20 protein-coding genes and 1 tRNA gene are annotated in these 23,136 nt (G+C 43.0%); 20 read left to right on the top strand and 1 reads right to left on the bottom strand.

Annotated elements, in window-relative coordinates; all coding sequences use genetic code 11:
• Positions 1-40: 40 nt before the first annotated feature.
• From D6856_RS09265 to D6856_RS09225, 9 genes are all read left to right on the top strand, one after another.
• Positions 41-1,720: a ribonuclease J gene (locus D6856_RS09265; protein ID WP_120686641.1), complete on the top strand. Its 1,680-nt coding sequence runs from the start codon at positions 41-43 to the stop codon at positions 1,718-1,720.
• A 29-nt stretch (positions 1,721-1,749) separates the two neighbouring features.
• Positions 1,750-2,286 (top strand): endolytic transglycosylase MltG, encoded by a 537-nt coding sequence (locus D6856_RS09260; RefSeq protein ID WP_120686640.1) that lies wholly within the window; start codon positions 1,750-1,752, stop codon positions 2,284-2,286.
• Complete coding sequence (locus D6856_RS09255) at positions 2,279-2,920, top strand: O-methyltransferase (RefSeq protein WP_120686639.1); 642 nt, start codon at positions 2,279-2,281, stop codon at positions 2,918-2,920. The genes D6856_RS09260 and D6856_RS09255 overlap by 8 nt, the downstream gene beginning before the upstream one ends.
• A 20-nt stretch (positions 2,921-2,940) precedes the next feature.
• Positions 2,941-4,182: a peptidase U32 family protein gene (locus D6856_RS09250; protein WP_120686638.1), complete on the top strand. Its 1,242-nt coding sequence runs from the start codon at positions 2,941-2,943 to the stop codon at positions 4,180-4,182.
• Positions 4,183-4,261: 79 nt separating this feature from the next.
• Positions 4,262-6,373: a glutamine synthetase III family protein gene (locus D6856_RS09245; RefSeq protein ID WP_120686637.1), complete on the top strand. Its 2,112-nt coding sequence runs from the start codon at positions 4,262-4,264 to the stop codon at positions 6,371-6,373.
• A 132-nt stretch (positions 6,374-6,505) separates the two neighbouring features.
• Positions 6,506-6,578, top strand: a tRNA-Gln gene (locus D6856_RS09240).
• 63 nt (positions 6,579-6,641) lie between these two features.
• The gene (locus D6856_RS09235; protein ID WP_120686636.1) at positions 6,642-7,364 is read left to right on the top strand and encodes an acyl-[acyl-carrier-protein] thioesterase; all 723 of its coding nucleotides are present in this window, start codon (positions 6,642-6,644) and stop codon (positions 7,362-7,364) included.
• A gap of 11 nt (positions 7,365-7,375) precedes the next feature.
• On the top strand, positions 7,376-8,209 hold the full coding sequence (locus tag D6856_RS09230; RefSeq protein WP_120686635.1) for a CvfB family protein: 834 nt from the start codon (positions 7,376-7,378) through the stop codon (positions 8,207-8,209).
• A gap of 7 nt (positions 8,210-8,216) precedes the next feature.
• Positions 8,217-9,149: a CPBP family intramembrane glutamic endopeptidase gene (locus D6856_RS09225; RefSeq protein WP_120686634.1), complete on the top strand. Its 933-nt coding sequence runs from the start codon at positions 8,217-8,219 to the stop codon at positions 9,147-9,149.
• A 44-nt stretch (positions 9,150-9,193) separates the two neighbouring features.
• Here the strand turns inward: D6856_RS09225 and D6856_RS09220 are convergent, their stop codons facing one another.
• Positions 9,194-9,382, bottom strand: coding sequence for a YjfB family protein (locus D6856_RS09220; protein ID WP_092247467.1), 189 nt, complete (start codon positions 9,380-9,382; stop codon positions 9,194-9,196).
• A gap of 276 nt (positions 9,383-9,658) precedes the next feature.
• Here D6856_RS09220 and D6856_RS09215 point away from each other — a divergent pair, with 276 nt between their 5' ends.
• The 11 genes from D6856_RS09215 (at position 9,659) to uvrA (ending at position 22,983) form a co-directional block, all read left to right on the top strand.
• Complete coding sequence (locus D6856_RS09215; protein ID WP_092247465.1) at positions 9,659-10,741, top strand: PucR family transcriptional regulator; 1,083 nt, start codon at positions 9,659-9,661, stop codon at positions 10,739-10,741.
• Between the two features lie 90 nt (positions 10,742-10,831).
• Complete coding sequence (gene ftsE / locus D6856_RS09210) at positions 10,832-11,518, top strand: cell division ATP-binding protein FtsE (RefSeq protein ID WP_092247564.1); 687 nt, start codon at positions 10,832-10,834, stop codon at positions 11,516-11,518.
• Positions 11,508-12,407 (top strand): permease-like cell division protein FtsX, encoded by a 900-nt coding sequence (gene ftsX, locus D6856_RS09205; RefSeq protein WP_120686633.1) that lies wholly within the window; start codon positions 11,508-11,510, stop codon positions 12,405-12,407. The genes ftsE and ftsX overlap by 11 nt, the downstream gene beginning before the upstream one ends.
• A 26-nt stretch (positions 12,408-12,433) precedes the next feature.
• Positions 12,434-13,657, top strand: a complete 1,224-nt coding sequence (locus D6856_RS09200) for a murein hydrolase activator EnvC family protein (protein ID WP_120686632.1) — start codon at positions 12,434-12,436, stop codon at positions 13,655-13,657.
• Positions 13,658-13,680: 23 nt separating this feature from the next.
• Positions 13,681-14,997 carry a S41 family peptidase gene (locus D6856_RS09195; protein ID WP_243114063.1) on the top strand — a complete coding sequence of 439 codons (1,317 nt, stop codon included), beginning with the start codon at positions 13,681-13,683 and terminating at the stop codon, positions 14,995-14,997.
• Positions 14,998-15,126: 129 nt separating this feature from the next.
• The gene (locus D6856_RS09190; RefSeq protein ID WP_120686631.1) at positions 15,127-15,852 is read left to right on the top strand and encodes a PP2C family protein-serine/threonine phosphatase; all 726 of its coding nucleotides are present in this window, start codon (positions 15,127-15,129) and stop codon (positions 15,850-15,852) included.
• 3 nt (positions 15,853-15,855) lie between these two features.
• Positions 15,856-16,836: a serine/threonine protein kinase gene (locus tag D6856_RS09185; RefSeq protein ID WP_120686630.1), complete on the top strand. Its 981-nt coding sequence runs from the start codon at positions 15,856-15,858 to the stop codon at positions 16,834-16,836.
• Positions 16,833-17,072, top strand: a complete 240-nt coding sequence (locus D6856_RS09180; RefSeq protein WP_092247455.1) for a hypothetical protein — start codon at positions 16,833-16,835, stop codon at positions 17,070-17,072. The genes D6856_RS09185 and D6856_RS09180 overlap by 4 nt, the downstream gene beginning before the upstream one ends.
• Before the next feature lie 83 nt (positions 17,073-17,155).
• Complete coding sequence (locus D6856_RS09175; RefSeq protein ID WP_207667274.1) at positions 17,156-17,869, top strand: CAP domain-containing protein; 714 nt, start codon at positions 17,156-17,158, stop codon at positions 17,867-17,869.
• A gap of 180 nt (positions 17,870-18,049) precedes the next feature.
• A complete protein-coding gene (gene uvrB / locus D6856_RS09170; RefSeq protein ID WP_120686628.1) occupies positions 18,050-20,041 on the top strand; it encodes an excinuclease ABC subunit UvrB in 1,992 nt (663 codons plus the stop codon).
• Positions 20,042-20,106: 65 nt separating this feature from the next.
• Complete coding sequence (gene uvrA, locus D6856_RS09165; protein ID WP_120686688.1) at positions 20,107-22,983, top strand: excinuclease ABC subunit UvrA; 2,877 nt, start codon at positions 20,107-20,109, stop codon at positions 22,981-22,983.
• Positions 22,984-23,136 lie beyond the last annotated feature (153 nt).

Below are 23,136 nucleotides of genomic sequence, written 5' to 3'. Positions count from 1 at the left end.
TGGGTTCTGCGTCTTTTCTACAAAAGATGGAGGAATAATTTTGAACAAAAAGAAAATTGAAAATGCGTCCAAGCTGCAGATCATTCCTTTGGGTGGTCTTGAGCAGATTGGAATGAACATCACTGCCTTCAGATATGAAGACAGTATTATTGTGGTTGACTGCGGATTGGCATTCCCTGACGATGACATGTTGGGAATCGACCTTGTCATTCCGGATATCACATATCTTCAGGAAAACATTGATAAGGTAAAAGGATTCGTTATTACCCACGGACATGAGGACCATATCGGTGCTCTTCCGTATATTTTGCATGAACTCAATGTACCCGTATATGCAACAAGGCTTACAATGGGTATAATTGAACACAAGCTCGAGGAGCATAACCTTTTAAAGAGCACAAGAAGAAAAGTGGTTAAGTTTGGACAGTCCATTAACCTTGGACAGTTCAGAGTTGAGTTTATAAGAACCAACCATTCGATCGTTGATGCAGCAGCGCTTGCGATCTATTCGCCTGCAGGTACGATCGTGCATACGGGAGACTTTAAGGTTGACTACACACCTGTTTACGGAGATCCCATAGATCTTCAGCGTTTCGCTGAGATCGGTAAAAAGGATGTCCTTGGTATCATGTGCGATTCAACCAACGCAGAGCGTCCCGGTTTTACTCCTTCCGAGAAGACAGTCGGAAGAGCGCTCAACTCACTTTTTGAAGAGCACGAGAATTCAAGGATCATCGTTGCGACTTTTGCTTCCAACGTTGACAGAGTTCAGCAGATAATCAATATGGCACATAAATTCGGAAGAAAGGTTGTTGTCGAAGGCCGAAGCATGGTCAGTATCATCGACATTGCTCAGAAGCTTGAGTGTATACAGGTTCCTGATGATACACTTATCGATATTGACCAGATCAAGAACTACCCTGAGAACAAGACCGTTATAATCACAACGGGAAGCCAGGGAGAGAGTATGGCCGCACTCAGCAGAATGGCAAGCGGTCAGCACAAGAAGATCACTATAGGTGCGGGTGATACGGTTATTTTCTCATCACATCCGATTCCGGGTAATGAGAAGGCCGTTACCAATATAATTAATGAACTCCAGATGAAGGGAGCCGACGTTATCTTCCAGGATGTCCATGTTTCGGGACATGCTTGTCAGGAGGATATCAAGCTTCTTTATACTTTGGTAAAACCTAAATATGCGATTCCCGTTCACGGTGAATACAGACACCTTATGGCTCAGCGTAGAATAGCCAAGGATCTTGGAATACCCAAGGAGAATATCTTTATTCTTCATTCCGGTGATATACTTGAGCTTAACGGAGAAGGCGCTGCCATAAACGGAAAGGTTCCTTTCGGAGCTATTCTTGTAGACGGACTTGGCGTAGGAGATGTAGGAAATGTCGTGCTCAGAGACAGACAGCATCTTGCCGAGGATGGAATTGTGATCGTTGTATTCGGGCTGGATCAGTCCAATGGAACGCTTGTATCAGGCCCCAGCATCGTATCAAGAGGTTTTGTTTATGTAAGAGAGTCCGACAAACTCATTGACGATGCTACGGATCTTGTCTACGACGAGGTTACCGAGGCACTTGATAAGGGTATTACCGACTGGGGAAAACTAAAAAATATTGTCAAAGACGTCTTAAGCGATTATATTTGGAAGAAGACAAAAAGAAGACCGATGATCATGCCGATAATTATGGACTCCAATAATTGATGCTCGGTCTGTAAGAGGAAAGACTATTTATGAATGCAAAAAACGGAATTTTAGGAATTCTTGATACCGTAGTAAAAGTTGCCTTTGTTTTACTTATGGTCATGCTTATAAGCAAATATTCCAAGCTTGCTTACAATTACGGATATCAGATCTTTAATCAGAAGCCTGTTTCCGCTTCGGGAACGGGAAGGGAAGTTACCGTCACCATAAGCGAGGGAGACGGCGCCAAGACTATAGGAAATAAGCTTGCGGGTGCGGGGCTTATCACAGATAAGACCTTGTTCATACTCCAGGAGCGCTTTTCCGAATATCATGGCAAGGAACAGCCGGGAACATATCAGCTCAGTACAGCGATGACTCCCGAGCGTATGATAGTGATAATGTCAGGTGCAGAAAACGCTGAGGGCGAGGGAGGCTCGGAGGCTAAATCCGCAGAGAAAGCGGAAGATACCGAGGAAGAAAGCTCTGAAGAGACAGCAGATGATACATCTGAAGGTGAAGAAGATGATGAGTCTGAAGATGAATCTGAGGATTCAGACGCTTCGGAGGAAGAAAACGGTGATTGAACAGGATAGAATGACTGCTTTCATCAATTCTCTGGATCCGGGAAATGAGGAATATCTTGATGCTCTTGAAAAAGAAGCCAAGGCAGCGGATGTTCCCATTATCCGAAAGGATACTCAGGCTTTGCTTAAGTTCCTTATGGCATCATCCAAACCCAAAAACATTTTGGAAGTAGGATGTGCCATTGGATTTTCGGCTCTTTTAATGGCGCAGTACAGCGGTGATGATACCAAGATCACGACTATTGAGAAGTACGAGAAGAGAATTCCTGTTGCTAAAGATAATTTCATAAAGTACGACAAAAATAATAAAATCACACTTTTGGAAGGTGATGCGACCGATATACTAAGAACGCTGGCCCCGGGGTATGATTTTATTTTTATGGATGCGGCAAAGGGCCAATATATCAATTTTTTGCCCGATTGCATAAGGATACTTAATAAGGGTGGACTTCTGGTCTCGGATAATGTGCTTCAGGACGGAGACATAATAGAATCCAGGTTTGCGGTCACAAGGAGAGATCGGACCATCCATGCGAGAATGCGTGAGTATCTGTATGAACTCAAGCATAACGATGCACTAAATACGGTGATACTTACCGTTGGCGACGGAATGACACTTTCCGTCAAGCTTTGATCTGTTAAATGGAGATTTCAATGAAAAAACCGGAATTACTTATACCTGCGAGCAGTCTTGAAGTATTAAAGACTGCCGTTATATTCGGAGCTGACGCGGTCTATATCGGAGGAGATGCCTTCGGACTGCGTGCAAAGGCTAAAAACTTCAGTAAAGACGAGATGAAGGAAGGGATTTCTTTTGCCCATGAGCATGGAGTGAAAGTTCATGTTACGGTAAATATTCTTGCCCATAACTATGATCTCGACGGTGTTGAAGAGTACCTGCATGAGTTAAAAGAGCTTAAGCCCGATGCGCTTATTATCGCAGATCCCGGTATTTTCATGAAGGCAAGAAGGATCTGCCCCGAGATAGACATACATGTTTCGACGCAGGCCAACAATACCAACTATGAGACATATCTTTTCTGGAGAGATCTTGGAGCCAAGAGAGTAGTGGCGGCCAGAGAACTTTCCATGAATGAGATAAAAGAGATCAAGGAAAGAATTCCCGATGATCTTGAGATGGAGTGCTTCATTCACGGGGCAATGTGTATCTCATATTCGGGAAGATGTCTTTTGTCCAATTATTTCACGGGAAGAGACGCCAACCACGGTGCGTGCACTCATCCCTGCAGATGGAAGTATGCCGTTGTCGAAGAAAAAAGACCCGGAGAGTACCTTCCTGTTTATGAAAACGACAGAGGTACCTATATATTTAACTCCAAGGATCTGTGCATGATAGAGCATATTCCGGAGCTTGTGGATGCCGGAGTCGACAGCTGCAAGATCGAGGGAAGAATGAAGACGGCCCTCTATGTAGCGACCGTTGCAAGAACTTACAGAAAGGCAATTGACGATTTCTTTGAATCCGAAGAAAAGTACAGGGAGAATATGCCCTGGTACAAAGAGCAGATTTCAAAGTGTACATACAGACAGTTCACCACAGGCTTCTATTTCGGAAAGCCCAGTGATGAGACGCAGATCTACGACGTAAACACATATGTTAATGAGTATATCTATCTTGGAATAGTCGGCGAGGTTGATGACAGAGGCTTTGCTAAGATTGAGCAGAGAAACAAGTTCTCTGTGGGTGATGAGATAGAGATCATGAAGCCTGACGGAACCGATGTGAAGGTTACGGTCAAAGGACTTTACACCGAGGATGGCGAGAGTATCGAATCATGCCCTCATCCCAAACAGGTTATCTATGTGGAGCTGTCTGAGTCAGCCGAGAAGTACGACATATTGAGAGCCCCTTCAAAAGAAAATGAGAAAAAATAATAATATTTTGGTAGTAGTTTTTTGTAAGTTGATGTAAACTGTTAAACAGTTAAAATTTGTAGTTCAGAAAGGGGCACTGATGAGCAATAGGGTGAACGTAGAAGAGATATTCGGACAGAACGTTTTTACTCTTGCAAAGATGAGAGAGAGACTTCCCAAGAATGTTTACAAGGAGGTTGTGAGCGTTACTGAGCACGGCGGGGCATTATCCAAGGAATCCGCTGATGTTGTTGCCAACGCTATGAAAGAGTGGGCTGTTGAGAACGGAGCGACACATTATACGCACTGGTTCCAGCCGCTTACAGGTATCACGGCCGAGAAACATGATTCATTTGTGGGAAGCGCGGAAAAAGACGGAAGGATGCTTACTTCTTTTTCAGGAAAAGAACTGATAAAGGGTGAGCCTGACGCGTCATCTTTCCCTTCAGGTGGACTCAGAGCCACATTTGAGGCAAGAGGATATACGACATGGGATATCACATCTCCCGCATTCCTTAAAGAGTCGGGCGCAGGCGTTACACTTTGCATTCCCACTGCCTTTTGTTCATACACAGGAGAGGCGCTTGATAAGAAGACTCCGCTTCTCAGATCCATGGAGGCTATTAACAAGCAGGCTCTCAGAATAGTTAAGCTTTTCGGTAATACTACAGCTACCAAGGTCAATGTATCTGTAGGACCCGAGCAGGAATACTTCCTTGTTGATTGGGACAAGGCAATGAAGAGAGAGGATCTTCTTTTTACCGGAAGAACTCTTTTCGGTGCAAAGCCCCCCAAGGGACAGGAGATGGAGGATCACTACTTCGGAGTTATCAGAGAAAGAGTTGGAGAGTTCATGAAAGACCTCAACGTAGAACTCTGGAAGCTCGGTGTTCCTGACAAGACACAGCACAATGAAGTTGCTCCCGGACAGCACGAGCTTGCTCCGGTTTATGAGACAGCCAATATTGCGGTTGATCACAACCAGATTATTATGGAGACAATGAAGCGTGTAGCAGAGCATCATCACATGAGATGTCTCCTTCACGAGAAGCCTTTTGCGGGCGTTAACGGATCCGGTAAGCACGACAACTGGTCTCTTTGCACAGATGACGGTGTTAACCTTCTTGATCCCGGTGATACACCCAACAAGAACGTACAGTTCCTTTTTGTGCTTTCATGTATCTTAAAGGCTGTTGATAAGCATGCCGATCTTTTGAGACAGAGCGCATCAGATGTAGGTAACGACCACAGACTCGGCGCTGACGAGGCTCCTCCGGCAATTATTTCCGTATTCCTCGGAGAGCAGCTTGAGGACGTTGTAAGACAGCTTATCGAGACGGGTGTTGCCAAGTCCAGCAAGAAGGGCGGAAAGCTCAAGACCGGTGTATCCACTCTTCCTCAGTTTGAGAAGGATGCTACGGACAGAAACCGTACATCACCTTTTGCGTTTACAGGTAATAAATTCGAGTTCAGAATGGTTGGTTCTTCCGATTCCATGGCAAGTTCCAACACTACACTTAATACGATTGTTGCCGAGGCATTTGCCGAAGCTGCCGATATCCTTGAAAAGGCAGATGATTTTGATATGGCTGTACATGACCTTATCAAGGAATATCTTACCGAGCATCAGAGAATCATCTTCAACGGTGACGGATATTCGGATGCATGGGTAAAAGAAGCTGAGAGACGCGGACTTCCCAATATTAAGTCAACCATTGAGGCAGCAGATACACTTACTACCAAGAAAGCTATCGATCTTTTTCAGAAGTTCGGTGTTTATACAAAGACTGAGCTTGAGTCAAGAAAAGAGATCATATTTGAATCATATGCCAAGACTATCAATATCGAGGCTCTTACAATGATCGATATGGCTTCCAAGCAGATTATTCCTGCAGTTATGAAGTATGCCGGAAGAGTTGCCACGGATGTCAACCAGATCAAGGCAGCAGGCGTTGATGCGTCGGTTGAGGTCGCAGAGCTTAAAGAGATCCAGGATCAGCTTGCCAAGATGAAGACTGCTCTTGATAAGCTTAAAGCAGGCGAAGAGAAGGCCAAGAAGATCAAAGATCAGCGTGAGCTGGCTTTCTTCTACAAGGATAAGATCCTTCCTATCATGGAGGCACTCAGAACCCCCGCAGACAAGCTTGAGATGCTTGTAGATAAGAAAGATTGGCCTATTCCGACATACGCAGATCTTCTTTTTGAGGGTTGATTTTTCCTAAGTAATATATACCCCTCGCAACTTTTGTTGTGAGGGGGTATAATATACATACGAGAAATGAAAAAAATTCAAAAAAAGTACTTGCTTTTTTGTGACGCCTCACGTATAATCATTTCTTGTCGGTGGGCTATCGCCAAGCGGTAAGGCAACGGACTCTGACTCCGTCATTACGTAGGTTCGAATCCTACTAGCCCAGCTAATATGTGAAAGCGAGATTGGTGACAATCTCGCTTTTTTCATAATATTGGGAGAAAGACTCATGTATACATTTAATTCCAAAATCAGATACAGTGAAGTTGGCAGTGACGCTGCGCTTACGATAGAGTCGCTTATCAATTATTTTCAGGACAGTACGATCTTTCAGACACAGAGCGGACCGGCATCGATTGGCTATCTTAAGGAAAACGGTCTGGCGTGGGTCCTGTCGGCTTGGCAGATAACGGTAAACAGATATCCCAAGCTGTGTGAGGATGTAACGATAGGAACAATGCCTTATGAACTCAAAGGGGCAATGGGACTTAGGAATTTCTTTATGGACAGCGCCGACGGAGAAAGGCTCGCTGTTGCCAACTCCATATGGACACTTGTCGATGTTGAGAAAGAGATGCCAAGCAGGATCACGGAAGAAATCGCATCAGCGTATGTTCTTGATGAGAAGCTTGATATGGATTATGGCAGCAGAAAGATCCTGCTTCCCAAAGACGGGGAGAAGATCGAATGCCAGAGTATTGAGATCACAAGAGGCCAGATTGATACCAACAAGCATGTGAATAACGGTCAGTACATAAGGATGGCGGTTGATTGCCTTGGCAATGAGGAGTTCAAGATCTCGAAGCTTCGCGCGGAATACAAGCGTCAGGCAAGGCTTGGGGATGTGCTCTTCCCTGTTGTTATAAAGAGCAAAAAAGAGGATAATGATATCTATACGGTATGCCTTAATAACAGTGAAGGCGATCCGGTATGTTTGGTTGAGCTTATTTAACCGGAGGATAAATGATAAGATTAGGTGAAAAACAGAAATTAATAGTTGTAAAGAAGGTCGACTTCGGTGTTTACCTTTCAGAGGAACAGGGAAGCGAGGAGAAAGTTCTTTTACCCGCTAAGCAGGTTCCGAAGGATGCGGAAGTCGGATCGGATATAGAAGTGTTTATTTACAGAGATTCAAGCGACAGGCTTATTGCAACTACAGGCGAGCCTAAGATAATGCTTGGAGATGTAAGACTTCTAAGAGTTAAGGAAGTCGGTAAGATCGGAGCATTCATGGACTGGGGCCTTGAGAAGGATGTTCTTCTTCCGTTCAAGGAACAGACCAAGAAGGTTAAGGTGGGCGAAGAGGTACTTTGCGCGCTCTATATCGATAAGAGTAGCAGACTCTGCGTAACCATGAATGTTTATAAATATCTTTTGAACACAAGTCCTTATAAGAAAGACGATAAGGTTAAAGGTACCGTATACGAACTGAGCGATAATTTCGGGGCGTTTGTAGCGGTGGATGATATTTATTCGGCACTAATTCCAAAGAAGGAGCTCTACGGTAATATTGGTATAGGAGACAGGATCGATGCGCGTGTTACTTCCGTAAAAGAGGACGGAAGGCTTAATCTTAGCGTCAGGGAAAAGGCATATCTTCAGATGGATGAGGATGCCCGGAAGCTTCTTGCCATGATGGATGATAATAACGGCAAAATACCTTTTACAGATAAAGCATCTCCCGAGCTTATTCGTCAAAAGACAGGAATGAGCAAAAATGAATTTAAGAGGGCTGTAGGAAGGCTTCTTAAAGAGGGCAAGATAGAGATAAAGACGGATTCGATTGAGCTTAAATGAGGTGACTATGGAATATAGAAGAGCAAACAGGGCATTCATGTTTATGATACTGTCAACAATATTGATGGGCGTCTTGATATCGGCATGGTATCTTACATCAGGTGAGGAACTTTCGGTCCTTTGGAATAATGTTCTTTGCGAGCTTGTTGTGATCGTACCGGCGATTGCTGCTGTGCTTTACAGTGGGGAAAGCCTAGGCTCGGTGATCTCGCTTAAGAAATACAATATAGTGTCGGTTCTTCTGACAATTCTATATGTATTTGCACTCTTCCCACTGATCACGTTGGTGAATTCTATATCCATGATCTTTGTAGAGAATATGGTTGATTCAATCTCTGACAGTGTTATAGCAATGCCGATGTGGATCATGCTTCTGTCAATGGGAGTAATCAGTCCGTTTGTTGAAGAAGTGGTATTTAGAGGAATCTTTTTCCATACATATAAGAGGAGCGGTAGGATTCTTGCATCGATCATATTGTCATCTGTGCTGTTCGGAATGATGCACCTTAATTTTAATCAGTTTACATACGCAGCTGTTATGGGCGTTATGTTCTGCTTGCTCGTAGAAGCTACAGGAAGCGTGTGGTCATCATTTTTGGCGCACGGTGTTTTTAATTCGATCGAGGTGATCTTCCTTTATACTTCCGAATATTTTATGGATGACGTAGAACAGATCGCAGAAACGCAGGTGGGAGGCGATTATGGCCTTCTTCCGGCAATAGGTCTTTATTTATTGCTTGCGGCTATCTTTACACCCATAGCTATCTGCATAGTTTATAAGATCGCTAAGATAGAGGGAAGAGAAGCGGCACTGACATCGATATTAAAAGGCGAAAAAGATAATAACAGAGGAAGCCTTATATCATTTCCGCTTATCGTGGGAATTGTTATAGCAGTCGGTTATATGGGCATTATTGCTATCACACCATATCTAAAATAACAAAGAGGAGGGCATTCACCCTCCTCTTTGTGTTGATGACATTATCAAAGTCTTATGTCGATGTTGGAACCTACATTGGGATTAACGGACAGTTCAGAAACAGAGTCTATTTGCTCTGCAAAATTGCTGCCTACGTCTTTCATGAAATCCAGGTTCTTTGACAGCATAGCTACGCCCACGTCTGTAAGAACGCGATTTTGTGATAAAGCCATCGATAATGAAGGAATATCCATAAGCACCTCCGTTTCCCTACGGATATCAGTTCCTCGAGGAATGTATATTATACCATTTCTCATCTTTTATATCGTAATATTATAATCGAATATTTAGCCATATAATGATAAATTTCATACCAAAAAAAGAATCCCTTTTTGTAGATTTTGACGGGATAATCAAAAAAATGTACAAAAAAAGACTGCTATAAGGTAGATTTTTTTGTACATTTATATTAAAATGGCTTTGTATATTATTCGTTAGCCCCTATTTAGGGATGGCAGAAAGAGTGACAAATGATTTCAAATCAGATTCTCCAGAACACAATCGACGGCCTTAAGAATATCGCTCATGTTGAGCTATATGTGTTAGACATCGATGGAAGAGAGGTAGCGTCAACATCATCGGACATGGGCAATGTATCAGCGGTTGCCAGAGATTTTGTGGAGTCTGCAGCTGATTCCCAAGAGATACAGGGACATCAATATTTCAAGATTTTTGATGAGCAGCAGCTTGAGTATATTCTTATCTGTGCCGGAACAGGCGAGAATGTTTATATGCTCGGCAAGATGATCGCTTATCAGATCCAGAGCCTTCTTGTCGCATACAAGGAGCGCTTCGATAAGGATAATTTCATTAAGAACCTTCTTCTTGATAATCTCCTTCTTGTGGATATATACAGCAGAGCCAAGAAACTTCATATTCAGTCTGACGCCAAGAGAGTGGCGATGATCGTGGAGTCACATAACGGAAGAGACAATAATGCCCTTGAGATAGCAAGGACTCATTTCGGTAACGGCACTGATTTTGTGACCGAGGTAGATGAGGACAATATCATTATCGTCAAGGATGTAACTGATATTACAAAGCCTTCGGATATTACCAAGACAGCGGAAGAAATGCTTTCCGTACTTGAAAAAGACGGCCTTTCCAAGGTTAGGATAGCTTACGGAACGGTTGTGGGTGAGATCAAGGAGGTCAGCCGTTCTTATAAAGAAGCCAAGATGGCTCTTGATGTAGGAAAGATTTTCTTTGATGAAAGAAAAGTAATATGCTACAGCGAGCTGGGTATAGGACGACTTATCTATCAGCTTCCGATTCCTTTGTGTAAGATGTTTATCAAGGAAATATTCGGAGGAAGAAATCCCGACGACTTTGATCAGGAGACCCTGTCAACTATTGATAAGTTCTTTGAGAACAGCCTTAACGTGTCAGAGACATCAAGACAGCTCTTTATTCACAGAAATACTTTGGTTTATCGTCTCGATAAGCTTCAGAAGAGTACAGGCCTTGATCTTAGGGTGTTTGATGATGCGATCACATTTAAGATCGCGCTCATGGTTGTAAGGTATATGAAATACATGGAGAAGTTCACTTAATCATCCATAAATCACAATATATTTCGGGAGACAGATATGGAACGAGGATACAGGAAAAAGAGATTAAACAGGCAGATACCTGAAGATGAGATAATAACACTTGAGAATGTGACCAAGTCTTATTCAACGGGTGCACCTGCTTTAAACGGAGTCAATCTTCACATTAAAAGAGGTGAATTTGTATTTATAGTCGGAGACAGCGGATCGGGAAAGTCTACGCTTATTAAGCTCTTACTCAGAGAGCTTACACCGACAGAGGGAGAGATCACGGTTCTCGGATACAATCTCAAGAGGATCAAGCATCGCAAGATTCCGAAGTTCAGGCGTAATCTCGGAATAGTATTCCAGGATTTCAGACTTTTAAAAGACAGAAATGTCTATGAGAACGTTGCTTTTGCGCAGCGAATCGTTCAGACTCCCACAAGAGAGATAAAGAGAAACGTGCCTTCAATTTTGGCAACCGTTAACCTTGCGGGTAAGTACAAAAGTAAGATCAATCAACTTTCCGGCGGTGAACAGCAGAGAGTTGCTCTTGCAAGGGCTCTGGTAAATAAGCCGACCATTCTTTTGGCCGATGAGCCTACCGGAAATCTCGATCCCAACAATTCATGGGAAATCATGAAGCTCATGGAACAGATCAATGAGAACGGTACAACTGTTATTGTGGTAACACATAACAGAGAGATCGTTAATGCCATGAAGAAACGAGTTATCACCATGAAAAAGGGCGTCATCATAGAAGACGAGGAAGAAGGTATGTACATCGATGAGGATTAGTAGTTTTTTCTATACATTAGGACAGGGAATCAAGAACCTTGGCAGAAATAAGTGGTATACACTGGCATCTATAGCAACTATCGGTGCTTGCCTATTTCTGTTCGGTATCTTTTATTCAATAGTTACCAATTTCCAGAACGTCGTTAAGACCGCCGAAGAAGGCGTATCAATAACAGTGTTTTTTAACGAGGGAGTTTCCGAAGAGCAGATACTGGCTGTGAAGTCGGAGCTTGAGAAGAATCGTCCCGAAGTAAGAGAGATTGAATATGTGTCTGCAGATGTGGCATGGGAAGGCTTTAAAGAGGAGTACCTCGGAGAGTATGCCGACGGATTTACCGAGAATCCGCTTGCCGATTCAGCCAACCTACAGATATATCTTAAAGATGTATCCATGCAGCCTGCACTCGTAACATACATAGAATCAATTGATGTTGTCAGAGAAGTCAACAGATCGGAAGTTACGGCCAACACACTTAGCGGACTCAATATACTTATCGCATATGTGTCTGCCGGAATCATCATAATTCTTTTGCTGGTATCAATATTCCTTATCAGCAATACGGTTACAATGGGTATTGCCGTAAGAAAAGATGAGATCAATATCATGAAATACATCGGCGCCACAGACTTTTTTGTAAGAGCACCTTTCGTGGTTGAGGGTATTCTCATCGGAATGATCGGTTCAGCAATTCCGCTTGTGATCATTTATTTTGTATATACTCATGCGATCGAGTATGTAGGAACCAAATTTACGATGCTTTCATCAATCCTTAATTTCCTTCCGGTTGAGGTTATTTACAACAAGCTTCTTCCGATATCGCTTGCGATCGGTATAGGAATCGGATTTTTGGGAAGTTTCGCAACGGTTAGAAAACACTTGCATGTATAAGAAATAATTAAAAGGACATTTTTGTTTTGAGCAGATCAATTTGCAGCACAAGGAAAAGATTGTTTAATGTGTTGTCGTGTCTGATAATCGTGATTCTGGTGTTTTTTAACAGTTCTTTGCCGACACGTGCCGAAGTTACCGAAGAGAGCATTAAGGCAAAAGAGAATCAGATATCAGAGGCTAAAAAGGAAAGAGACAACTTAAGCAATGCAAAAAGTAACCTTGAGAAGATAAAAAAAGATCTTGAAGCAAGCAAATCCAATCTTGATAAATATATCACCGAGCTTGATGCTTCGATAACGGATATACAGAACAAGATAGATGAGCTAAACACCAAGATTGATGAAAAGGTTGCTCAAATTGAAAAGACAACGGCTGAGCTTGAAGAGGCGGAACGAATTCAGGAAGAGCAGTATGAGGCCATGAAGAAACGCATCAAGTTCATGTATGAGCGCGGAAATGCGGTATACATGGAATTATTCATGGAGTCCGGAAGCTTTGGCGATATGCTTAATAAAGCGGAATATATTGAGATGCTCTCAAGCTATGACAGAAAGAAGCTTGATGAGTACATTGCTACAACTGAACTCATACAGCTTACCAAGGAAGCTTTGGAAGAAGAAAAAGCGACCCTGGATGCGACCAAAGAGAGCAAAGAGCAAGAAGAAGCAAACATGCAGTCTCTTATGGATCAAAAGAACGCAGAGCTCAATACCGTAAAGGCAGATATCAACAACAAACAGGCTGCCATAGCAGAATACGAAGCTGAGATCAAGGCAGAGAATGCAACCATTGCAGCTCTCGAGAGGGAAGTTGCCGCAGATAAAGAGGCTCTTAACAGCAAATATAAATATGACGGCGGAATGTTTACATTCCCATGTCCGAGTTATACCAGAGTATCCGATAATTTCGGCATGCGTATGCATCCTACACTTGGTGTGGAAAAGATGCATAACGGTGTAGACTTTGCGGCACCTACGGGATCGGCGATACTTGCAGCATATAACGGAACGGTTGTGGCTGCTGATTACAATGCTACCATGGGTAATTATGTTATGATCAATCATGGTAACGGATTATATACTGTCTACATGCACTGCTCTGCGGTGTATGCTTCAAAGGGACAGGATGTTACTGCAGGAACCAAGATAGCTGCGGTTGGATCAACCGGAAGGTCGACAGGACCTCATTTGCATTTTGGAGTTCGACTTAACGGCGCATATGTAAGCCCTTGGAATTACCTTAAATGATTTCAAGGAGTGGGGAGTAAAAAGTGGATTTTAACAACAACATGACAGAAGAGACTAAGACAGAAGAAACTAAGTCAGAATACTTTACTGCGGCGGAAACTGTAAGTGAAGCGAGATTTTACGACAACGAAGAAGAAAAAAGGCTTAGAAGAAGATTTATAAGCGGAATTCTTATAGGAACTATGTGCACGGCTTTTATATGTGCTGCTGTGGGCATAGCATTACACTACGTATCCTTTGGCAACAGCAATGGATTGGGGATAATGAATGATGAGACTGCCGCCAAGATAAATAGGCTCGAAGCGCTCATAGATTCTTGCTATTATAAGACCGATGTAGATAAGAAAAAGGAGAGAGACGGACTTTATAAAGGCCTACTTGATTCTTTGGACGATCCTTATTCGGTATATTATTCCGAAGAAGATCTTACAGTGTTTGAGAACGAAACTCAGGGAATATACTTCGGTATAGGTGCCTATATATCAATGGACACCACAATCAATATGCCGCGTATAAGCAAGGTTATGCCCGGAACACCTGCTGAAGAGGCCGGAATTCTGGCTGATGACATTATTACCGAGGTCAACAAAGAAAGCGTTCAGGGGCTTACGACTGAAGAGGTTGTTTCAAGAATAAAGGGCGAAGAAGGAACGACTGTACATCTGACACTTGAAAGAGAAAGTGCCAAGGAAACTGTCGAGGTGGACGTATATCGTAAAAAGATAGAAGTTCCCACTGTTGAAGCTAAGTCCTTGGATGACGGAATCGGATATATTCAGATAACTGAATTTGATGAAGTTACCTACAATCAGTTTGTAGAGAGATTGGCGGAACTTAAGGCTGATGATTTGAAAGGTCTTATCATCGATCTTAGAAGTAATCCTGGAGGAAACCTTAAGACTGCCTGTGATATAGCGGATCAGATCATTGCAAAAGGCAGTACGATCGTATATACCGTGGACAGAGACGGTAATCGAGTAGATTACACATGTAAAAATGAAAGCAAACTGGAGATACCGATCGTTGTTCTTGTAAACGGATATTCGGCGAGTGCATCGGAGATATTGGCCGGAGCCTTAAAGGATTACGAATTGGCAAAGCTTGTCGGAACCAAAACATTCGGAAAAGGAATTGTCCAGAGTGTATATAATCTTAATGACGGAACTGCAGTGAAGCTTACCGTAAGCAGTTACTTTACGCCCAACGGAAACAATATCCACGGAATAGGAATTGAACCTGATGTTGAGGTAGAATTTGACGCCGACGCTTATACTGAGGATAAAACAGACAATCAGCTTGATAAGGCTGTAGAGGTTATGAAAGACCTTCTTGACAAATAATTAAATTGAGAGTACCATACAAAACTGTGTCATTCATTGGCACAGTTTTTCTTTTTATTTCGGTTAATACTTCTTGCCCGTATCGGGCGGTATTCCACACTGTTATTTTTTGTTTTTGAAAGGTAAGTTATGAAAGTAAAAGCATGTATTTACACGGATGCGGGTATTGCCCGTAAAGTAAACCAAGACTCTGTTTTGGTAAAAGTAGCAAGAACTAAAAATTTGGGAAGAATCTCTTTTGTCGCAGTCTGTGACGGATTGGGAGGCTTGTCTAAGGGAGAGGTAGCAAGCTGCAAGGTTATAAGAGCTTTGGAAAACTGGTTCCATGAAGAGTTGTGCCTTATGCAGGATCTAGAGGGCGAGAGATTGTTTGAAGTAATAGAGCAGTCTTGGAGAAGACTTATCGCAAGAGTGAACGGTGAGATAAGAAGATACGGAAAACACAGACGTATTAAGCTTGGAACGACACTTACCGCACTTTTACAGATAGGGACAAAATATATTCTCATGAATATCGGAGATTCCAGAATCTATATCGCCGGGAAGGATGATGTAAGGCAGCTTACAAAGGATCAGAGTATTGCGCAAAACGTTCTTTTGCAATGTGTCGGAACGTCAGGAACGCCTGAGCCTGAAATAGAGGTGGGGCAGTTTGACGGCAATTCAACTGTTCTGGCGTGCAGTGACGGCTTTTGGAAGACCATGAACAGTGATGAGGCCTTTAAAATGCTATGCCCTCAGATGTGCGTGACATCTGAAGATATGCTTGATTCGTGCAAAAAACTTGCTGAAAGAGCATATTCAAGAAATGAAGAAGACAACGTTTCCGTAGCAGCGCTTTGCATGGAGTTCTGACGTATGGATAATATGGTTTTACATAGATATAAGCGGATAAAGCTGCTCGGCAGAGGAGGATGCGGAGATGCTTTTCTTGCACGCGACAGAGCGGGCGGGAAACTCGTGACCTTAAAGATCTTGAGAGATACAGGTGATAAAAGGTACAAAAAGGCAAGCGAGAGTCTTAAAAACGAGGCGGATATCCTTAAGAGGCTTAAATTCAAAGGAATACCGAGGCTTATAGATTGCGGAGAAGGATATATAGCTACAGAGTATATTCCGGGGAAAAGTCTTTTTACCATAATAGGTGAAAACGGAAGACTTAAGGAAAAAGAAGCGGTCAGGATAGGAACTGAGCTTGTTACAATACTCGGTTATCTCCACGGGTTAAAAGAACCGGTGATCTACAGAGATTTAAAGCCGTCAAACATAATATTGGGAAATGATAATGTCGTGACACTTATAGATTACGGAGTTGCCAGAGTTTACAGAGAGGGAGAGACAACTGACAGTACCTATCTGGGAACATGCGGTTTTGCTGCACCCGAACAATACGGGCATCTTGGGCAAACGGATCCAAAGACAGATATATACTGCTTTGGGATGACTCTCTTGCAGATGGTGTCAGGGATCGATCCCAAAGATGACGTGGCTGTTTCAAGAGCCAAAGAAGCGGGAGTGCGAGGCGTATCACCTGAGCTTATGTCATTGATCGATAAATGTATTAAACCTGACAGAGAGGATAGGTTTAAAAGCTGTGATGAGATAAAAGCGGCGCTTATGAGATATCCGAGAACGGTCATGTTCAGAAAGATGATAATGGTTATAAAGGCCGGTGTAGCAGCAGCTTGTCTTTCAGCGGTAATATCTGCCGGAATGGCATATTACACACCTGCAAAAGACTATGTGCAGGAGGATGCAAGAAAGAGAATTCCTGCGGTCAAAGAGAGACTCGGAGTTGCTAGGATAAGGATTGAAGAATATTTAGAGGAGTTTAAATGATTATTTTTATATACACTTTTGTTGTTATTTTTATAGCGTTACTGCTTATTTTGGGAGTCGGAAGTCTTCTGGTCGGAGAGGGTGAAGCCCCGGCGGAGATTACGGAGGGCGAGGCGACGGCTGCAATGTGTACCACAAGACTGCTTGATACTTACTGTCCTGAAGACAGGATCAGCATGGATGATTTCGTTATAGAGCAGGATATGGTCTATACATATGACTCTTTTAACCTATAAAAAAATTGAATATTTAAGTAAAAAAGTGTCAAAAAAGTGTGAAAAAGGTTTTTTTATATTTTATTTCAAGTATAATGGACCCTATGTTGAAAAAAGAGCAGAAATTATTACTAATCAAAAAGGCAGCAATAAAGGGATTTTCAACTATTGCCATAGCTGTAATGCTGATATGTACTAAGTCTGCTGACACATACGCAGCAGAAACACAGGCGGATTCGAAGTTCGATTATCATTATTACGCTGATACGTACCCGGATCTGAAAGCGACTTTCGGATATGACGAGAAAGCGCTTAAAAAACACTATATCACATTCGGCAAAAAAGAAGGCAGGAAGTGCTGCCCGGACGAAGCCGCAGCGGTTCAGGGAGCGGTCAGACCAAATCAGGCGGGCAATGTTGTTGCGGATAAGTATGTGCTGGATATGTTTGCACAACTCAATGCTTATCGTACATCAAACGGATTGCCGGCGCTCGAACTCAGCCAGAAATGTGTTGATGTCGGAAACTTAAGAGCAAAAGAGATAGCTAAGAAGTTCTCGCATAATCGTCCCAACGGTACAGATTTTGCGGGAGCGTACACAGAACTTGGATATACAACGCAGGCTGTCGGTGAAAACCTTGGTATGATCTATTCAAGTGCGACCGATCCGCAAGCCAATATTTCAAACTCAATGGGATTGTTTAAAGGCAGTTCCGGACATAATGAGAATATGTTGGATGCATCATGGAAATACGTTGGGTTTGGATACTATATTGAAGGCGGAACAGTATATTTTGTCCAAGAATTTGCAAACTAAATAAGGAAAGAGCATTGATGAAAGCCGTAGGCAAATAAAAAGCCTACGGCTTTTGCTTGAGGAAACTCGCGAACGTATGTTCAGATTTTTATAGACAGTTATCACTCGTAATGATATACTACGAATGGTATACCGTACTTGTTTCAGGTCTATCCATAGAAGATGAGGTTATAAGAAATAATGGACTTCAAACTACATTCTGATTATAAGCCTACCGGCGATCAGCCCAAGGCAATAGAGGATCTTGTGAAGGGTTTCCGTGAAGGAAACCAGTTTGAGACTTTGCTTGGAGTTACCGGTTCCGGTAAGACTTTTACCATGGCCAATGTTATTGCGGCCCTGAATAAACCCACACTTATCATTTCACATAACAAGACACTTGCTGGTCAGTTATATGGCGAGATGAAAGAATTCTTTCCGGAAAATGCCGTTGAGTACTTTGTATCCTACTATGATTATTATCAGCCGGAGGCATATGTTCCTCAGACTGATACATATATAGCCAAGGATTCTTCGATAAATGATGAGATAGATAAGCTCAGACTGTCTGCGACAGCTTCTCTTTCAGAGAGGAATGATGTCATCGTAGTAGCCAGTGTTTCCTGTATTTATGGACTGGGAAGTCCGGATGAGTTCAAGGGGATGTCTATTTCTCTGCGTCCGGGCATGCAGAAAGACAGAGATGAAACGATCAAAGAGCTTGTGGCCATTCAGTACAACAGAAATGACATGGAGCTCGGAAGATGTAACTTCAGAGTCAGAGGAGATACGATTGAGATATTTCCTGCCAATGCAGATGACTATCTTATCAGAGTTGAGTTCTTCGGAGACGAGATAGACAGGATCACGGAGATAGAGCCTGTGACCGCCAAGGTCAGAAACGAATTAAGCCATGTTATGATCTACCCCGCATCTCATTACGTTGTTCCGCAGGAGAAGATCAATGCGGCTTGCGACAATATTGAGAAAGAGCTCGAGGAGCAGATTAAGTTCTTTAAGGGTGAGGATAGACTTATTGAAGCTCAGAGGATATCCGAGAGAACCAATTTTGACGTAGAGATGCTCAGAGAAACGGGCTTTTGCTCAGGTATTGAGAATTATTCAAGGCACCTTAATTTCATGAAGCCGGGTGAGCCGCCGCTCACTCTTTTGGACTTCTTTGACAGGGATTTTCTTATAATAATCGATGAGTCACATATGACTATACCGCAGATCGGAGCTATGTATCACGGCGATAGGAGCAGAAAGCTTACTCTTGTTGATTACGGATTCAGACTGCCTTCTGCGCTTGATAACAGACCGCTTAATTTCGAGGAGTTTGAATCGCATATAGATCAGATGCTCTTTTGTTCGGCAACTCCCGGTAAATATGAGGAGGAACACGAGCTTCTTAGGACTGAGCAGGTTATAAGACCCACCGGACTTCTTGATCCTGAGATTTCGGTTCGCCCTGTCGAGGGACAGATTGATGATCTTATCGGTGAGATAAGAACCGAGATAGATAAAAAGAACAAGGTGCTTGTCACCACGCTTACCAAGCGGATGGCTGAGGATCTTACGGAATATCTTGCAGAATCCGGTATAAGAGTCAAGTATCTCCATTCGGATATTGATACGCTTGAAAGAGCGGAGATTATCAGGGATATGAGACTTGATGTGTTTGATGTTCTGGTGGGTATCAATCTTCTCAGAGAGGGACTTGATATTCCGGAGATATCGCTGGTTGCTATAATTGACGCAGATAAGGAAGGTTTCCTTCGTTCGGAGACTTCTCTTATCCAGACGATAGGACGTGCTGCGAGAAATGCAGAAGGTCGTGTCATCATGTATGCCGACAACATGACGGATTCCATGAAGAAGGCTATTGATGAAACGAGAAGGCGTAGAGCGCTTCAGGAAAAGTACAATGAGGAGCATGGTATTACCCCGCAGACTATCAAGAAGGCGGTAAGGGACCTTATTGCCGTTACCAAGGCCATAGCTAAGGAAGAAGTCAAGTTTGAGAAAGATCCGGAATCAATGGATAAGGAAGAACTTGAGAAGCTTATAGCTCAGATACAGAAGAAGATGAAACGTGCGGCTACGGAACTTGATTTCGAGACCGCAGCAACGCTTCGCGACGAGATGATAAATCTCAAAAAAATATACAATGACCTTACGGAAGGCAAATGAATCATAACCTCTTTGGATTGATAAAAAGAAGTGAGATCGGAGAATATATGTCTGATAACAACAGAATGACCAAAAAAAATACAACGACCAAGAGAATACTTCCCTCAGATATACATGACTATATCAGGGTAAGAGGTGCTGATGAGCATAACCTTAAACACGTAAGTGTTAAGATTCCCAGAGAGACTCTTACGGTATTTACGGGACTTTCGGGATCGGGTAAGTCATCTCTTGCTTTTGATACCATCTTTGCCGAAGGACAGAGAAGATACATGGAATCTCTTTCTTCATATGCGAGAATGTTCCTCGGACAGATGGATAAGCCCAACGTTGAGAGAATAGAGGGACTTTCTCCTACCATATCAATAGATCAGAAATCGACCAACAAGAACCCGAGATCAACTGTCGGTACGGTTACTGAGATCTATGATCACTTCAGGCTTCTTTATGCCAGGATCGGAATCCCGCATTGCCCTAACTGCGGACGAGAAATAAGAAGACAGACCGTGGATGAGATGTGCGATCATATTCTTGCACTGGGTGAGGGAACAAAGATACAGATTCTTGCTCCCGTTGTAAGAGGCAAGAAGGGCGAGCATGCCAAGACGCTCGACAGAGCGATACGTGCCGGATATGTAAGAGCGAGAATTGACGGAAGTCAGTATGACCTTACCGATGAAGAGATCAAGCTTGATAAGAATATCAAGCACAACATAGAGATAATAGTCGACAGAATTGTCGTTCATGAGGACAGTGACAGCCTTAGGAGCAGACTTACGGATTCTGTTGAGAGTGCACTGGGACTTGCCGATGGACTTCTTACGGTTGATGTTCTTGGAGGAAAAGAGCTTAGTTTTAGCCAGAACTTTGCCTGCCCCGATTGTGGTATCAGTATAGCGGAGATCGAACCAAGAAGCTTTTCTTTCAATAATCCTTTCGGTGCATGTCCCGACTGCGCAGGTCTCGGATACAAGATGGAATTTGATGAAGATCTCATGATTCCCGATAAGTCGCTTTCGCTTAATGACGGATGTATCGTGGTAATGGGATGGCAGTCTTCCAACAAAGAAGGCAGCTTTTCTAACGCTACTCTAAAGGCATTGGCCAAGGCTTATAAGTTCAGTCTCGACACGCCATATCAAGATCTTCCCGAGAAAGTAAGACACATGCTCATATACGGAGCGGATAAGACTGTCAATGTACATTACAAGGGCTCAAGAGGAGAGGGTGATTATCCTATTCTTTTTGACGGACTTATAAGAAATGTTGAGCAGAGATACAGAGAAACATTTTCAGAGACAGCCAAAGCGGAGTATGAGGAGTTTATGAGAATAACTCCTTGTACCACATGTCACGGTCAGAGGCTTAAGAAAGAAGCACTCGCCGTAACTATAGACGGGAAAAATATTTACGAGATTACTTCAATGTCTATCGACGAACTTCAGAAGTATCTAGAAAATATGCAGCTTTCCGAGCACCAGCTTATGGTCGGAGGACAGATATTAAAAGAGATCAAGGCAAGGGTCGGCTTCCTTGTGGATGTAGGTCTTGATTATCTTTCCCTTTCCAGAGCAACGGGAACACTTTCGGGTGGTGAGGCGCAGAGAATCAGACTTGCGACTCAGATCGGATCGGGACTTTGCGGAGTATGCTATATCCTTGATGAGCCCAGTATCGGACTTCATCAAAGAGACAATGATAAACTGCTTAATACTCTTAAGAATCTAAGAGACCTTGGAAATACACTTATAGTTGTCGAGCATGACGAGGATACGATGAGAGCGGCTGACTACATTGTGGATGTAGGTCCCGGGGCGGGCTCTAGAGGCGGTAAGATTGTTGCTGTCGGAACCGCAGAAGAGATCATGCAGGTAAAAGAGTCCATTACAGGTCAGTATCTTTCGGGAAAACTTAAGATAGAAGTACCGAAGGAGAGAAGACAACCTAAGGGATGGCTGAAAGTAAAAGGCGCCAAAGAAAATAACCTTAAGAACGTAGATATAGATGTTCCGCTCGGAGTGATGACCATAGTTACGGGAGTTTCCGGATCCGGAAAGAGCTCTTTTGTCAATGAGATTCTTTATAAGCACCTTGCCCGAGATCTTAACAGAGCTAGATGTATTCCCGGAAAGCACGACTCAATTGAGGGAATAGACCAGGTCGATAAGGTGATCGCGATCGATCAGTCTCCGATCGGAAGAACACCCAGATCCAATCCCGCAACATATACGGGCGTGTTCGATATGATAAGAGATCTTTTTGCCGGAACACCCGATGCCAAGGCAAAAGGATACAAGAAGGGTAGATTCTCGTTCAATGTAAAAGGCGGAAGATGCGAAGCCTGTGGAGGAGACGGAATCATAAAGATCGAGATGCATTTCCTTCCCGACGTATATGTACCTTGTGAAGTTTGCGGAGGTAAGAGATATAACCACGAGACTTTGGAGGTTAGATACAAGGGCAAGAATATTTATGATGTACTCAATATGACCGTTGAAGAAGCACTTACCTTCTTTGAGAATGTAAAGACAATAAAGCGTAAGATACAGACGCTTTATGATGTAGGACTTGGATATGTTAAACTTGGTCAGCCCAGCACGGAATTATCAGGTGGTGAGGCACAGAGAATTAAACTTGCGACCGAGCTAAGTAAAGTCAGCACCGGAAAAACGGTCTATATTCTTGATGAGCCGACGACAGGACTTCATTTTGCCGACGTTCAAAAGCTTGTAAAGATCATGCACGAACTTGTTGAACAAGGAAATACGGTTGTCGTTATCGAGCACAATCTCGATGTTATAAAAACGGGAGATTATATTATCGATATGGGACCCGAAGGAGGATCAAAGGGAGGTACCGTTGTTGTGTGCGGAACACCCGAGGAAGTTGCAAAATGTAAGAAGTCTTACACAGGCGCTTATATCAAGAAAATGCTGAAGTAAAGACATGTTGAAAACATGCCGATAATATATAAAAGTGCATAGCCCCTTTTAAAACTGGCTGTTTTGGTTTATAATGGCAATGAAATTATAATCACTATATTAATATCCGCATTTATGCGCTGAAATAAATGCTACACAGTTTTTGAAAGGGGA

This window comes from Butyrivibrio sp. XB500-5, from assembly GCF_003625505.1.
Classification (GTDB): Bacteria; Bacillota; Clostridia; order Lachnospirales; family Lachnospiraceae; genus Butyrivibrio.
Note: the sequence above shows the minus strand (reverse complement) of the source record. Positions and strands in the feature narration are given on the sequence as shown.